The sequence below is a fragment of the Sulfitobacter sp. W027 genome (genome assembly GCF_025143985.1).
Classification (GTDB): domain Bacteria; phylum Pseudomonadota; class Alphaproteobacteria; order Rhodobacterales; family Rhodobacteraceae; genus Sulfitobacter.
Window position 1 is genome coordinate 793,415 of record NZ_CP083564.1, and the last position, 13,252, is coordinate 806,666.

The window sequence follows — 13,252 nt, forward strand, 5'->3', positions numbered from 1 at the left end:
GCCGCCGCGCCAAGGGTGGGGATGGACAATTCCGCGCCGCCCCCGCAAAAGTTGGCGCATGAATATCGACGATCTGGCCAAGGGCATCATAGCAGGCGAGCGTCGCGCACTGGCGCGAGCGATTACGCTGGTGGAATCGGGCCGTGCGGATCACCGTGCGGCGGCTGCAGAATTGCTGGCAAAGCTGCCGACCGACCGACAGGCGCTGCGCATCGGGCTCTCGGGCACGCCGGGGGTGGGGAAGTCCACCTTCATCGAAAGCTTTGGCATGATGCTGACCGCGCAGGGCATGCGCGTGGCGGTGCTGGCGGTGGACCCCAGTTCGGCGCGTTCGGGCGGGTCGATCTTGGGCGACAAGACGCGGATGGACCGGCTCAGCCGCGACCCTAATGCCTTCATCCGGCCCTCTCCCAGCCAGACCCACCTCGGCGGTGTCGCGCGCCGCTCGCGGGAGGCGGTGCGGCTCTGTGAGGCGGCGGGTTTCGACGTGGTGCTGATTGAGACTGTGGGCGTCGGCCAGTCTGAAACCGTGGTGGCCGAGATGTCGGACGCTTTTGTGCTGCTGCTGGCGCCAGCGGGCGGCGACGAGTTGCAGGGCGTCAAACGCGGCATCATGGAGATTGCCGATCTGATTGTGATCAACAAGGCGGATGGTGATCTGAAATCTACCGCTGCCCGCACCCGCGCCGACTATGCCGGGGCACTGCGTCTGCTGCGCAAACGCCCGCAAGACCCCGAAGGTTACCCCCGCGCCACCGCTGTGTCGGCGCTTGAGGAAGACGGGCTGGACGAGACTTGGGCCGCGCTGCAGGAGCTAATCGAATGGCGGCGCGCAAATGGGTTTTGGGACCGAACACGGGCCGCGCAGGCGCGCTATTGGTTCGAGCAAGACGTGAAACAGAGGCTTTTGGCGCAGTTGGAGACACCGCAGGCGAAGGACGATCTGGCACGGCTCAGTGATGCCGTGGCCGAGGGCGCGCGCGATCCGGCAGAGGCGGCGGCTGAGTTCGTCAGCCGCCTGCGCGCTGATTAAGATGGGCGGGCAGGCTCAGGCACCGGGGAGATCACGTCGTAGACCCAGTTAAAGACGAAGGCGTAGATCAGGTAGAACAGCGCGAAGCTCACGTCGATGAGGAAGGCCTCCATCAGCGAGATGCTCAGGTACCACGCGATGAAGGGCATCAGCACAAACAGCAGGCCGATCTCGAAGGTCACGGCATGGAGCACGCGGATCGGCACCGTCTTGCGCACCGTGCCGCGCAGGCGGCGCAGGGCGTGGTCGAACCCGAGGTTGTAAAGGTAGTTCCATCCCGTTGCGATGCTGGCGCTGACGATGGTGACAACGCCGATCTCATGCAATGGCTTATCAAAAAGCCATGCGCCCATGGGCGTGACGATCAAAAGGGCGAGAATTTCAAAGCTGATGGCGTGGCGGATGCGGTCTGCAGTACTGCGCATGGGGGCGGTCCCGGTATTGGTCGGGTCGTCCCGAGTGTGTACCCATATGGGGGAGGTCGTCCTCGCTTGGCCCCAATATGGCGATCGGAGCGCAGGGCGCAAGAGGGTCAGCGACCCGCTTTGGGGTGGGCGTTGTTATAGACTTCCATCAGTCGCGCGGTGTCGACGGCGGTATAGGCCTGCGTGGTCGAGAGCGACGCATGGCCCAGCAGTTCCTGAATCGCGCGCAGATCGCCGCCTGCGTCGAGCAGATGGGTGGCAAAGCTGTGGCGCATGGCATGGGGCGTGGCGGTGGCGGGCAGCCCCAGTTGCATTCGTGCATCGGCCATGACCTGCGCTACGGCGCGGGCACCCAAAGCTCCGCCGCGAATGGCACGGAACAGCGGCGCATGAGGCTCTTGCGGGTAGGGGCAGAGGGCGAGGTAATCTTCGACGGCAGCACGGGCGGCGGGCAGCACCGGTACGACCCGTTCCTTACCGCCTTTGCCGATGATGCGCAGACTATTTGGCAGGGGCGCATCGCCGCCTTTAAGGGCGAGCGCCTCGGAAATCCGCAAGCCGCAGCCCCACAGCATCGTCAGCACAGCCACATCGCGCGCCGCGACCCATGGGGCGCGGGCTTGGGTTTCGACGCAATCGATCAGCGCGCGGGCGGCGTCTTCGGCCAGCGGGCGGGGCAGCTTCTTTTGGAACTTGGGTGAGCGCGCGAGCAGAACGGCAGTGGGCTCGAACCCCTCCCGCTCGGCCAGCCAGCGGTAGAAGGCTTTTACCGCCGAGAGTTTGCGCGCGACAGAGCGCGAGCCTACACCGCCGCTGCGCGTGCTGGCCATCCAAGCGCGCATGTCGCTGATGGTGATTTTTGCCAGCGCCCCCAAACCTTGGGTATCGCCTTTGTGCAGCGTCATGAAGGTGAGAAACTCGGTCACATCACCACGATAAGCGGTGATGGTATTCTCTGCTGCGTCCTTCAACGCGCTTTGATGCGCCAGCCACGTTTGCAGCGCATCCCGCGCGGCGGGGCTGATCAGCAGCGGATTTGCCTTCTCGCTCAAGACAGCCAGCGGCGCATGGTGCGTTCCAGCACGCCGGTAAAGAAGGTGAGCAAATCGGTCCCTTGCTGCGGGCCGAACATATGCGGGTCTTCGGCCCCCATGACCAGAAGGCCGGGCAGGCGGCCTGTGCCGAAATCGAGTTTTAGGCAGGCCTCAGAACGGATCCAGCCCGCCTTGGTGCCATACAGCGCCTCAGAACCGTCTTGAAGTGCGCGCAGGGTCACCTGACGCACCATGCCGCCGCGCCCTTGAGACAGATAGTCGTCGATAAAGCCCGGCTCGGCCACGGTCAGTACATCGCCCAAACGTTGTACAGCCGGATCATTGTCGTTCTGGACCGACTCGAGCACCAGTTTCACCGCATCAACGCGCAGGATGTCGGCCACTTCGCCACCCAGATTGCGCAGAAAGGTTTCAAACTCCACCGGGTCCAGCATTTGCAGGATCGCGCGGTGGATCTGATTGGTCCCGGCGAGGTTCTCATAGGCCGCCGCGATGACGCTGCGGTGGGTATCTTCCAGCCGATCAAGGCGGGTTTCCAAACGCTCCATCGCAATGCCGCGCAGATCGACGATGTTGCCGCCCATGGCCTTTTCATTGGCCGCAATCAGCGCCTGCATCACGTCGCTGTCGTCAAGGATGACGTCGGGCGCTGAGATGATCGCCTCGCGCAGGGCGTCGTCGATTTTGGGGCTGCTGCTCATGGGCGTCTCTTTTTTATTTGCGGTGTCATAACATGGTGGGGCACCAAGGTCTGCCCCAAATTGGTCACGGTCCTGCCGCCTGCGGTCTTTGTTGCCGCTCTGCGTCAGGCCGCTGATGTAGAACGAAGCCCTCGGGAACAAAAGCGGCCCGGGGGTGTTTGCTTCGGTCAACGCGCGGATTTCAGCCGCAAAGCCGCGCGCGTGATCTAAGCCTGCCGCATATCCCCGGATGTGGTGAGATGGCCATTCCCGGGAGAGGAAATCTCACATGGAACATGTCTCTGTCGATCTTTGGGCGGCCAATCTTCAGGTTGCGCCGGATTCCCTGCCAAGCTGGCTCGCCAGTGTCGAGCTGCGTCTGCAACAATCTGCCGCGCGCGAGGCGCAATTGTTGGTGATGCCGGAATTCTGCTGCGCGCAATGGCTGAGTTTCGCCCCGGTGGACCTGCCCGCAGATCAACAATTGGGTTGGTTGGCGCAAACCGCCGTGATTGCACTCGATTCAATGCGCCGCATGGTTGAGGAGACCGGCGTGGCACTGTTGCCCGGCACCTTCCCAGTGGCTTTCCCCTCTGTCGATGCGCCCGAAGGCTACCTGAACCAAGCGTGGTTCCTGACGCCGGGCGGCGGCATGCAGGTGCAAAATAAATTGAGCCTGACCCCGCTGGAGGCGAATGGCGCCAGTGGCGTGACCATCGCGGGCACGGGGATCAACCTGTTTGAGTGGAACGGGCTGCGCTGCGTGATCGCGATCTGCCTTGATGCGGAATACACCGCGCTTTGGTCGAAGCTGGGGGAGCTAAACCTCGATCTGGTCATCATCCCCGCCAAGACCGATATGATCACCGGCTATAACCGCGTCTTTAGCTGTGCGCGGGCGCGGGCGATTGAATTGCAGACCGCCGTGTGCTGTGTCGGCGCGGTCGGCGCGCCGTTGACCCCGTGGCAAGAGGATACCGGCGTGGGCGGGGCGAGCGTCTATCTGCCCTGCGATGTGTCGGTGGCCTTGGACGGGATGCACGCGGCATTGCTGCCGCAGACGGCAGCGCATGGCATGGACCTGGTGTTGCAGGCTCCGGCGATTCCCGTGGGGCAGTGCCGTCGCATCCGGGCAGGCGCGGCCGAGGCCGAGGTGCGCCCCGGCCTGTGGTCGGGCGATCACCTGACCGTCGAAGGCAACGCCGCATAGGGCAAAGAAAAACCCCCTCCGCCAAGGGCGGAAGGGGTTTATTGTTTTGCCGTGTAGGCCGGATCAGAGGATGTTCTGACCGGTCTTTTTCCAATCGGCCATGAACTGCTCCAGGCCTTTGTCGGTCAGCGGGTGCGCGGCCAGCTTCTTGATCACTTCTGGCGGCGCGGTCATCACGTCGGCACCGATGCGCGCGGCGTCGAGGACGTGGTTCACGCTGCGGATGGAGGCCGCGAGGATCTGCGTCTCGAACCCGTAGTTGTCATAGACGGTGCGAATGTCTTGGATCAGGTCCATGCCATCAAGGTTGATGTCGTCCAGACGACCAATGAAGGGCGAGATGAAGGTCGCCCCAGCTTTGGCCGCAATCAGCGCTTGGTTGGCCGAGAAGCAGAGCGTCACGTTGATCATGTGACCTTCGCCCGAAAGAACCTTACAGGCTTTCAGCCCGTCCCATGTCAGCGGCAGCTTGATGGTGATGTTGTCGGCGATCTCCGCGAGCTTGCGGCCTTCGGCGATCATCGCGTCGGCTTCCAGCGCCACAACTTCGGCAGAGACGGGACCGTCGACGAGGTCACAGATTTCCTTGGTCACTTCGAGAATGTTGCGGCCCGATTTCAGGATCAGGGAGGGGTTGGTGGTCACGCCGTCGACCATGCCAAGGTCATTGAGTTCGGCAATGGCGTCGATCTCGGCTGTATCTACGAAGAATTTCATGGGCTTTCCTTCCGGGTTGGAATGTGATCGCTAACAGGTCTATTGCTTGCCTTGGCTTTACCGCATGATCTGCGATGCTTAAAGCCTCAATTCCCCCAAGCGACACGGAGCATGCGGCAGACATGGCTGAATTCTACCATCATGGCGAGTTGTTGTCGGTGATGACCACCCAGCCTTTGGGCCGCGCGCTGGACTATCGCGCGCCCGAAGGTGGCTGCCATGCGGGGGCGTTCGTCGAGGTGCCATTGGGCCCGCGCAAGGTGATGGGCGTGGTCTGGGGGCCGGGGGCCGGGGATTACGACATCAATAAAGTGCGCCATGTCATCCGGGCGCTGGACGCCCCGCCGATGCGCGACGAGATGCGCGAGTTTTTGCTGCGCTCGGCCGCCTATACGCTGACCCCGCTGCCCGCGATGCTGCGGCTGGCGACCCGTGCGCCGGGCTTGGGCGATCCGCCGTCGATGCGCAAGATCTACCGGGCAGGGGATGGTGTGCCCGCCCGCATGACCGACGCGCGCCAGCGGGTGATGGCGGTGTTGGAGGAATACGGCGATCTGGCCTTCACGCTGAAGGAGCTATCGGAGATGGCCGGCGTGACCTCTTCGGTGGTCAAAGGCTTGGTCGATCAAGGTGCCGTGCGCGAAGAGGAAAGCCCCCGCGATCTGCCGTTCCGGCGGCTGGATCCATCGTTGCCCGGCAAGGCGCTGACCGAAGATCAGGCGACAGCGGCGGCGGTTTTGCGCGAAGGTATCAAGGCAGAGGCCTATGGCACGACCCTTCTGCGTGGCGTCACCGGATCGGGCAAGACCGAGGTTTATCTCGAAGCCGTGGCGGCGGCGATTGAGTCCGGGCGGCAGGCATTGGTGCTGCTGCCTGAGATCGCCCTGACCGAACAGTTCTTGGACCGGGTCGAGGAGCGCTTTGGCGCGAAGCCCGCCGAGTGGCATTCCGGCGTCACCATGACCGAGCGCCGCCGCATCTGGCGCATGGTGGGCGAGGGCAATGCGCAATTGGTCATCGGCGCGCGGTCGGCGCTATTCCTGCCGTTTCAGAGCCTTGGGCTGATCGTTGTCGATGAGGAGCACGATACGTCCTACAAGCAGGAAGACGGAGTTCTGTATAACGCCCGCGACATGGCGGTGCTGCGCGCGTCAATCTGCGGCGCGCAGGTGGTGCTGGCCAGTGCCACCCCAAGCCTTGAGACCTGGGCCAATGCCGAGGCGGGCAAGTATCGGCGGCTGGAATTGACCTCGCGCTTTGGCCCGGCGGTGATGCCGCAGATGGGGGCGATCGACATGCGGCAGGCGGGGCTGCCCGGCGACAAGTGGATCTCGGCCGAGATGAAACGCGAGGTCGATGCGCGGCTGGAGCGGGGCGAGCAGGCGATGCTGTTTATCAACCGGCGCGGCTATGCGCCGATCACGCTTTGTCGCGCCTGTGGCGAGCAGATTGGCTGTGATCAATGTGACGCGCGGATGGTGGAACATCGGTTTCTCAAGCGGCTCGTTTGCCACCAATGTGGCGAGACCAAGCCGATGCCCGAGGTCTGTCCGTCTTGTCAGGTCGAAGGCAAGCTCGCCCCCATCGGTCCCGGCGTGGAGCGGCTGGGAGAGGAGGCGGCTGCGCTCTGGCCCGAGGCGCGGATCGCGACCTTGAGTTCTGACATGTACGGCTCGGCGCGGGCGTTGAAGGCCGAGATTGCGGGGATTGCCGAGGGGGCGGCGGATATCATCATCGGCACGCAACTGGTCGCCAAGGGGCATAATTTTCCCAAGCTGACCTTGGTGGGGGTTATCGATGCGGATTTGGGGCTGACCGGGTCGGACCTGCGCGCGGCGGAGCGGACGTTTCAACTGATGCGGCAGGTGGCGGGGCGTGCGGGGCGGGCCGAGGCGCCCGGCGCAGCGCTGTTGCAGACCTATCAGCCCGAGCATCCGGTGATCCGGGCGATCTTGGCTGGCGAGGAAGAGAAGTTCTGGGCCGCCGAGGCTGGCGAGCGGCGGCAGGCCGGGGTGCCGCCTTATGGACGGATGGCGGGGATCATTCTGAGCGGTAGCGATGCGGCGGCGGTGTTTGATCTGGGTAACCATCTTGCGCGGCATGACGGGCCTTTGCGGGCCGTGGGGGCGCAGGTCTTTGGCCCGGCACCTGCGCCGATTGCGCGGGTGCGCGGGCGGCATCGGGTGCGGCTCTTGGTGAAGGCGGATAAGAGTGTGGCCTTGCAGGAGGCGCTGAGCCGCTGGATCGGTTCGGTGCGGCTGAAGGGCGATTTGCGGCTGGCTGTGGATATTGATCCGCAGAGTTTTCACTGAGGCTGGCTGGCACGACGTCTGCCGGTAACACAACAGCCCGGAATCAAGGCCGAAGGCCGCCGGGCAGCGCCAGACCGGCCCCTGGCCTGGCGCTTTTGCAATCGGAGTGGCGGCTTGCGTATGTGCCACATGAGCTGCTGCAATAAACTGCCCAGCTGAGAGATCATATGCGCCAGCCCCCGGTCTGGCACTGCCCGGCTCATCGTTTGCCTTTTCTCTCGCCATTCCCGCATGCCGGGCGTAATAAATCCGCATGACCCGCTATATCACCCTCGAAGAAGCCAAAGGCCTGCCGTTCTGGCGCCGCCCCGTGGCTCTGCTGTTCCTCATGGCGCTGGCCATGCCCATCGCCTTCAACACATGGTCGGCGCTGCTAAACAACTTCGTCATCGAAGTGGCAGACTTCGACGGGTCCGACATTGGCCTGCTGCACACGGTTCGCGAAATCCCCGGCTTTCTGGCGATCGGCGTGATCGCCATTTTACTGTTCGTGCGTGAACAAGTGCTGGGATTGGTGTCGCTGACCCTTCTGGGGGCAGCCACGGCGATCACCGCCTATTTCCCCTCCATGGGCGGCATCCTGACGATCACCATGCTCAGCTCGATCGGGTTTCACTACTACGAGACGGTGAACCAATCGCTGCAACTTCAATGGCTGAAAATCGAGGATGCCCCGCGCATGATAGGCTGGCTCATGGCGGCCGGATCGCTGGCGACGCTGGTAGCCTATCTGGCGATCATGGCGCTGTGGGAAACGCTGAACCTGAGCTATAGCATCGTCTACATGATCGGCGGCGGCGTTACCGTTGCCATCGCAATCATCGCCATGCTGGCCTATCCGCAGTTCGAAGCCCCCACGGTGCAGAACAAAAAGATGATCCTGCGCAAACGCTACTGGCTCTATTACGCGCTGCAATTCATGTCCGGTGCACGGCGGCAGATTTTCGTGGTCTTCGCGGGCTTTATGATGGTCGAACGCTTCGGTTTTGAAGTGCATGAGATCACCATGCTCTATCTCATCAACCTCGTGGCCAATATGATCTTTGCCCCACTGATGGGTCGCGCGGTCGGCCATTTTGGCGAACGCCGGACGCTCACGGTCGAATATGTCGGGCTGATCCTTGTCTTTCTCGCTTACGGCGGTGTCTATTACCTCGGCTGGGGCGTGGTGATCGCGGCGACGCTCTATGTGTTGGATCACATGTTCTTTGCACTCGCATTAGCGCTGAAAACCTATTTTCAAAAGATAGCCGACCCCGCAGATATCGCACCCACGGCGGCGGTCGCCTTCACCATCAATCACATCGCGGCGGTGTTCCTGCCGGTCGGGCTGGGCCTGCTATGGCTCATCTCGCCTGCAGCAGTGTTCTTCCTTGCCGCGGGGATGGCAGCGGTCTCGCTGATGCTGTCGCTGCTGATCCCGCGGCACCCGGCACCGGGGAATGAGACGATCTTTCAACGTGCCGTGCCCCAAGCCGCCGAGTAGCGCGCGAAAACCAGCATGGCTTGACCCGGCGCGCCCGCGGCCCTAGGCGAAGCGCAACCGCACCGTAGCAAAGGACCGCGCCATGCCGACTTTCACCGCCCTGACGACTCTCACAGGCCGCGACCCCGCCTATGCCTTGGGCGAGGCAATGGAACGGCTGACGCCTGAACCCACCGGCGTTGGCGTTTTTGAAATGGAAGATGGCTCGGGTCTGTGGGAAGTCGGCGGCTATTTCGAGGAGAAGCCTGACGCCGCCGCGCTGGCGGTGCTGGCCAAGGCGATGGGCGCGAAAGATTTCAGCGTCTCCGAACTGCCCGAAACAGATTGGGTCGCCCATGTGCGCCGTGAATTGGCCCCGGTCGAAGCGGGGCGCTTTTTCGTCTACGGCAGCCATGACGCTGACAAGGTGCCCGATGATTGCGAACCGCTACTGATCGAAGCGGCCATGGCCTTCGGCACCGGCCACCACGGCACAACGCTGGGCTGCCTGCGTGCCTTGGACCGTCTGGCGGGCGAGGGGTTCCATGGCAGGAAAGTGGCCGACATCGGCTGCGGCACCGCGGTGCTGGCCATGGCCGCCGCGCGCATCTGGCCAGAGCCGGTGCTGGCCAGCGACATCGACGAAGTCGCGGTCGAAGTGGCGCAGGCCAATGTCGATGCCAACAACCTGTCGGGCCGCGTGACCTGCGTCGAGGCCGCAGGCTTTGACCACCCGCAATTGGCCGAGGCTGCGCCCTTTGATCTGGTCTTTGCCAATATCCTCAAAGGGCCGCTGGTCGCCTTGGCACCTGATATGGCCGAAGCGTTGCAGCCTGCGGGCTATGCGATTCTCTCCGGTATCCTGAATGAGCAGGCTGACGAGGTGATCGACGTTTATGCACGATCCGGCATCAATCTGGTGCATCGTGAGAGCATTGGTGACTGGACGACATTAACGCTGCAAACTAACGCATAATTCACGCCTCATTTTCGTTGCATTTGGCCCTTTTGCCCCTTTGTTGCCACAATTTGTCTTTACTCAAATTGGCAGCAAACGGTGGGGGCCGAATTGCTACGGAGGCTGTGATGGCTGAAGGACGCGCCCAATTCGCGAAACGGATCGAACTTCTGGGGCGCAAGCATCGGAAGTTGAAGCACGGTTATGTCACCCGTGACGGTCGCGACGGATTGATCAGCATTTTGCCCAAACGCGCCCGGCGGGGCTTCTCGATGACCGGGCTCTACCTAATCGTTCTGGTATTTTTTGGCTTCAAAGCCTTCACTCTCGCCGCGATCGGCCCGGTGACCTATAACGAGCGGCTGTCGCGGTTGAACAATGGATCAAGCTTTGAGCAGATTGGCGCAAAGATGATGGCCATTGATCCGGTGACTGATGCTTTGGCCGGGCTGACGAGGCCAGTCATGCGCTGAGTTAAATTATCTAAATGCGAAAATGAAAAAGCCGTAGCGGGCGAACCAGCTACGGCTTTTGTATTCGGGCAAGCGCGGCGCCTTAGCGGCGCGCGCGGCAGTCAGCGAACGAAGTGGTTCTGCGCGACAAGGTCGATATCGCCCCGGATCAGGCCGATGTCTTGCAATTCAAGGTCGGTCAGGTCCGACAGCGCCTTGCGGGTGGCGCGGCTGTCTTGCCACGCTTCGACCGCCGCAAAGAACGCGCCGAAAAAGCTGAAAATACGAGAGACGGCCGATGTTGAGCCGTAAGCGGTGCGGGTGGTATCGAAAGCTGCCATGGTGCCGTCCTTTGTTTGATCGTCGGTTGCGTCCTGCCCGGCGCGAGTGAAGCGCCATTTCCAAAACGGGATTTTCGGCAATTATGCCTGAATATCGCGCCGCGCAATCCCATAAAAACGACAGTGAGCTCTGCAATTTATGCATAGGTCGCAAATAGGGCTAACCTACTATCAATACGGGAAAAACTGTACCTGCACCTTGTCGGTTTCGAAATGTGGAGAGACGCAATTCGACACCGCAGTTTAAAAGCGACAGGCTCCGTGTCGCAAAGCGACAGTCTTGCATCAGGGCTTTGCGATGTTCGCGTTTCGTGCTAGTGCACCAAAAAAGCAACAATTTTATCGAGGGCAGAGATGATACGGGTGATCGGCATAGATCCGGGGCTGCGCAATTTGGGTTGGGGGGTCATCGACGTCTCTGGCAGCCGAATCGCGCATGTCGCCAATGGCATCTGCCACTCCGAAGGTGACGACCTTGCGGCGCGGCTGCTTTCCTTGCACGGGCAGTTAACGCGGGTGCTGGCCACCTACCGCCCCGGTGCTGCAGCGGTTGAGCAGACCTTTGTAAACAAAGACGGGGCTGGCACACTGAAACTGGGGCAGGCGCGGGGCATTGCGATGTTGGTGCCTGCGCAATTTGGCCTCGCGGTGGGTGAATATGCGCCCAACAAGGTCAAGAAAACCGTCGTCGGTGTTGGCCACGCGGACAAAGGACAGGTGGCGCATATGGTGCGGATGCAGATGCCGGGGATCGAGATTGCGGGGCCGGATGCGGCGGACGCGCTTGCCATCGCCATTTGCCACGCGCATCACGGCGGGGCCAGCACGCTGGCGCAGGCCGTGGCGAGGGCACAGGCATGATTGGTAAGCTTTCCGGCCGTATCGATTACCGTGCTGCCGATCATATTTTGATCGACGTACGCGGCGTTGGATACCTCGTTTATGTCTCTGACCGCACCATGGCCGCGCTGCCGGGCGTGGGTGAGGTTGTGGCGCTTTATACCGATTTGGTGGTGCGCGAAGACCTGATGCAACTGTTTGGTTTTCAGACGCTGGTGGAGAAGGAATGGCACCGTTTGCTGACCTCGGTTCAGGGGGTCGGAGCCAAGGCGTCTCTGGCGATCCTTGGCACGCTCGGGCCAGATGGCGTGAGCCGTGCGATTGCATTGGGTGACTGGAATGCGGTCAAGGCCGCTAAGGGCATCGGCCCCAAAATCGCGCAGCGTGTGGTGCTTGATCTCAAGGACAAGGCCCCCGGCGTCATGGCGATGACCGGCACCGTGGCCGACGCTCTGGGCGAAGCGCAGGCCGCCGCCGATGAGACCGTAATCGAAGCCGCGACCCCACGCCCCGCGCCAAAAGCCGCCGCGCCCAATGCTTCGGCCCAGTCCGAGGCGCTTTCGGCGCTTGGCAACCTTGGCTACGGCCCCGGTGATGCGGCGGGCGCCGTGGCGCAGGCGGCGGGCGAGATGCCAGAGGCGGACACGCCGACGCTGATCCGCGCGGCGCTCAAGCTGTTGGCGCCCAAGGATTGAGCCCCCCTCTGGCAGAACCCACCGCCCTGCGGCATAACGAGACCCTATGACCGACATTGACCCCACCGTTCGGCCCGAGCCGATGCCCGAAGACTTTGACCGCGCTTTGCGGCCTCAGATGTTGGCAGAATTTGTCGGGCAGGCCGAGGCGCGCGCGAACCTTGCCGTCTTCATCCAATCCGCCCGCCAGCGCGGTGAAGCGATGGATCACACGCTGTTTCACGGGCCTCCGGGTCTAGGCAAAACCACACTGGCGCAGATCATGGCGCGGGAGTTGGGTGTGGGCTTTCGCATGACATCTGGTCCGGTGCTGGCCAAGGCGGGCGATCTGGCGGCGATCCTGACCAATCTCGAAGCCCGCGACGTGCTGTTTATCGACGAGATTCACCGTCTGAATCCGGCGGTGGAGGAGGTGCTTTACCCTGCATTGGAGGATTTCGAGCTTGATCTGGTGATCGGTGAAGGCCCCGCCGCGCGAACCGTACGGATCGAGTTGCAGCCCTTCACGCTCGTGGGGGCCACCACCCGCATGGGCCTGCTGACCACCCCGCTGCGTGACCGTTTCGGCATCCCGACGCGGCTGCAATTCTATACCGAGGATGAGCTCTACATCATCGTTGACCGCAACGCCCGCAAACTGGGTGCGCCCGCTGATGAGGGCGGTGCGCGCGAGATCGCCAAACGTGCACGCGGCACACCACGCATCGCGGGCCGCCTGCTGCGGCGCGTGGTGGATTTTGCGGTGGTCGAAGGCGATGGCCGCGTGACCCGTGATTTGGCTGACATGGCCCTGACCCGGCTTGGGGTCGATCATCTGGGCCTTGATGGCGCTGACCGCCGTTACCTCAAGCTGATCGCGGAGAACTATCAGGGCGGTCCGGTGGGGATCGAAACCCTCTCCGCCGCGCTGTCGGAAAGCCGTGACGCACTGGAGGAGGTGATCGAGCCGTTCCTGTTGCAGCAAGGGCTGATCCAGCGTACCCCGCGCGGCAGAATGTTAGCGGCCAAGGCCTGGACCCACCTCGGCATGGCCGCGCCCAAGGGGCAGAACGACCTTTTTGGCTGACGC

14 protein-coding genes are annotated in these 13,252 nt (G+C 62.7%); 9 read left to right on the forward strand and 5 right to left on the reverse strand.

The genetic code is table 11. The features are described from left to right. Positions 1–58 precede the first annotated feature (58 nt). A complete protein-coding gene (gene meaB, locus K3759_RS03950; RefSeq protein ID WP_259984418.1) occupies positions 59–1,033 on the forward strand; it encodes a methylmalonyl Co-A mutase-associated GTPase MeaB in 975 nt (324 codons plus the stop codon). On the opposite strand, the gene K3759_RS03955 is transcribed toward meaB, so the two are convergent. The 3 genes from K3759_RS03955 to K3759_RS03965 form a co-directional block, all read right to left on the reverse strand. After that, the gene (locus K3759_RS03955; RefSeq protein ID WP_259984419.1) at positions 1,030–1,458 is read right to left on the reverse strand and encodes a PACE efflux transporter; all 429 of its coding nucleotides are present in this window, start codon (positions 1,456–1,458) and stop codon (positions 1,030–1,032) included. The genes meaB and K3759_RS03955 overlap by 4 nt on opposite strands. A 107-nt stretch (positions 1,459–1,565) precedes the next feature. Further along, on the reverse strand, positions 1,566–2,510 hold the full coding sequence (locus K3759_RS03960; RefSeq protein ID WP_259984420.1) for a tyrosine recombinase XerC: 945 nt from the start codon (positions 2,508–2,510) through the stop codon (positions 1,566–1,568). Continuing rightward, positions 2,507–3,214, reverse strand: coding sequence for a DUF484 family protein (locus tag K3759_RS03965; protein WP_243262433.1), 708 nt, complete (start codon positions 3,212–3,214; stop codon positions 2,507–2,509). Before K3759_RS03965 ends, K3759_RS03960 begins: the two co-directional genes overlap by 4 nt. 268 nt (positions 3,215–3,482) lie before the next feature. On the opposite strand from K3759_RS03965, the gene K3759_RS03970 reads away from it, so the two are divergent. Further along, positions 3,483–4,403 carry a nitrilase-related carbon-nitrogen hydrolase gene (locus K3759_RS03970; protein ID WP_259984421.1) on the forward strand — a complete coding sequence of 307 codons (921 nt, stop codon included), beginning with the start codon at positions 3,483–3,485 and terminating at the stop codon, positions 4,401–4,403. A gap of 63 nt (positions 4,404–4,466) precedes the next feature. Here the strand turns inward: K3759_RS03970 and fsa are convergent, their stop codons facing one another. After that, on the reverse strand, positions 4,467–5,120 hold the full coding sequence (fsa, locus tag K3759_RS03975) for a fructose-6-phosphate aldolase (RefSeq protein WP_259984422.1): 654 nt from the start codon (positions 5,118–5,120) through the stop codon (positions 4,467–4,469). Between the two features lie 122 nt (positions 5,121–5,242). On the opposite strand from fsa, the gene K3759_RS03980 reads away from it, so the two are divergent. The 4 genes from K3759_RS03980 (at position 5,243) to K3759_RS03995 (ending at position 10,328) form a co-directional block, all read left to right on the forward strand. Beyond that, positions 5,243–7,432 (forward strand): primosomal protein N', encoded by a 2,190-nt coding sequence (locus K3759_RS03980; protein WP_259984423.1) that lies wholly within the window; start codon positions 5,243–5,245, stop codon positions 7,430–7,432. 253 nt (positions 7,433–7,685) lie between these two features. After that, the gene (locus tag K3759_RS03985; RefSeq protein WP_259984424.1) at positions 7,686–8,918 is read left to right on the forward strand and encodes an MFS transporter; all 1,233 of its coding nucleotides are present in this window, start codon (positions 7,686–7,688) and stop codon (positions 8,916–8,918) included. Positions 8,919–9,000: 82 nt separating this feature from the next. Continuing rightward, the gene (locus K3759_RS03990) at positions 9,001–9,873 is read left to right on the forward strand and encodes a 50S ribosomal protein L11 methyltransferase (RefSeq protein WP_259984425.1); all 873 of its coding nucleotides are present in this window, start codon (positions 9,001–9,003) and stop codon (positions 9,871–9,873) included. Positions 9,874–9,983: 110 nt separating this feature from the next. Then, complete coding sequence (locus K3759_RS03995; RefSeq protein ID WP_259984426.1) at positions 9,984–10,328, forward strand: hypothetical protein; 345 nt, start codon at positions 9,984–9,986, stop codon at positions 10,326–10,328. A gap of 101 nt (positions 10,329–10,429) precedes the next feature. Here the strand turns inward: K3759_RS03995 and K3759_RS04000 are convergent, their stop codons facing one another. Next, positions 10,430–10,648: a DUF1127 domain-containing protein gene (locus K3759_RS04000; RefSeq protein ID WP_243262439.1), complete on the reverse strand. Its 219-nt coding sequence runs from the start codon at positions 10,646–10,648 to the stop codon at positions 10,430–10,432. A 354-nt stretch (positions 10,649–11,002) separates the two neighbouring features. On the opposite strand from K3759_RS04000, the gene ruvC reads away from it, so the two are divergent. The 3 genes from ruvC to ruvB are packed head-to-tail and all read left to right on the forward strand — an operon-like array spanning position 11,003 to position 13,249. Next, on the forward strand, positions 11,003–11,509 hold the full coding sequence (gene ruvC / locus K3759_RS04005; protein WP_093926918.1) for a crossover junction endodeoxyribonuclease RuvC: 507 nt from the start codon (positions 11,003–11,005) through the stop codon (positions 11,507–11,509). Continuing rightward, on the forward strand, positions 11,506–12,183 hold the full coding sequence (ruvA, locus tag K3759_RS04010; RefSeq protein WP_259984427.1) for a Holliday junction branch migration protein RuvA: 678 nt from the start codon (positions 11,506–11,508) through the stop codon (positions 12,181–12,183). The genes ruvC and ruvA overlap by 4 nt, the downstream gene beginning before the upstream one ends. A gap of 46 nt (positions 12,184–12,229) precedes the next feature. Beyond that, positions 12,230–13,249: a Holliday junction branch migration DNA helicase RuvB gene (ruvB, locus tag K3759_RS04015; RefSeq protein ID WP_243262441.1), complete on the forward strand. Its 1,020-nt coding sequence runs from the start codon at positions 12,230–12,232 to the stop codon at positions 13,247–13,249. Positions 13,250–13,252: the final 3 nt, after the last annotated feature.

Coding starts and splice junctions, on each gene's coding strand:
- meaB (WP_259984418.1), top strand. CDS start 59: ATGAATATCGACGATCTGGCCAAGGGCATCATAGCAGGCGAGCGTCGC.
- K3759_RS03955 (WP_259984419.1), bottom strand. CDS start 1,458: ATGCGCAGTACTGCAGACCGCATCCGCCACGCCATCAGCTTTGAAATT.
- K3759_RS03965 (WP_243262433.1), bottom strand. CDS start 3,214: ATGAGCAGCAGCCCCAAAATCGACGACGCCCTGCGCGAGGCGATCATC.
- K3759_RS03970 (WP_259984421.1), top strand. CDS start 3,483: ATGGAACATGTCTCTGTCGATCTTTGGGCGGCCAATCTTCAGGTTGCG.
- fsa (WP_259984422.1), bottom strand. CDS start 5,120: ATGAAATTCTTCGTAGATACAGCCGAGATCGACGCCATTGCCGAACTC.
- K3759_RS03980 (WP_259984423.1), top strand. CDS start 5,243: ATGGCTGAATTCTACCATCATGGCGAGTTGTTGTCGGTGATGACCACC.
- K3759_RS03985 (WP_259984424.1), top strand. CDS start 7,686: ATGACCCGCTATATCACCCTCGAAGAAGCCAAAGGCCTGCCGTTCTGG.
- K3759_RS03990 (WP_259984425.1), top strand. CDS start 9,001: ATGCCGACTTTCACCGCCCTGACGACTCTCACAGGCCGCGACCCCGCC.
- K3759_RS03995 (WP_259984426.1), top strand. CDS start 9,984: ATGGCTGAAGGACGCGCCCAATTCGCGAAACGGATCGAACTTCTGGGG.
- K3759_RS04000 (WP_243262439.1), bottom strand. CDS start 10,648: ATGGCAGCTTTCGATACCACCCGCACCGCTTACGGCTCAACATCGGCC.
- ruvC (WP_093926918.1), top strand. CDS start 11,003: ATGATACGGGTGATCGGCATAGATCCGGGGCTGCGCAATTTGGGTTGG.
- ruvA (WP_259984427.1), top strand. CDS start 11,506: ATGATTGGTAAGCTTTCCGGCCGTATCGATTACCGTGCTGCCGATCAT.
- ruvB (WP_243262441.1), top strand. CDS start 12,230: ATGACCGACATTGACCCCACCGTTCGGCCCGAGCCGATGCCCGAAGAC.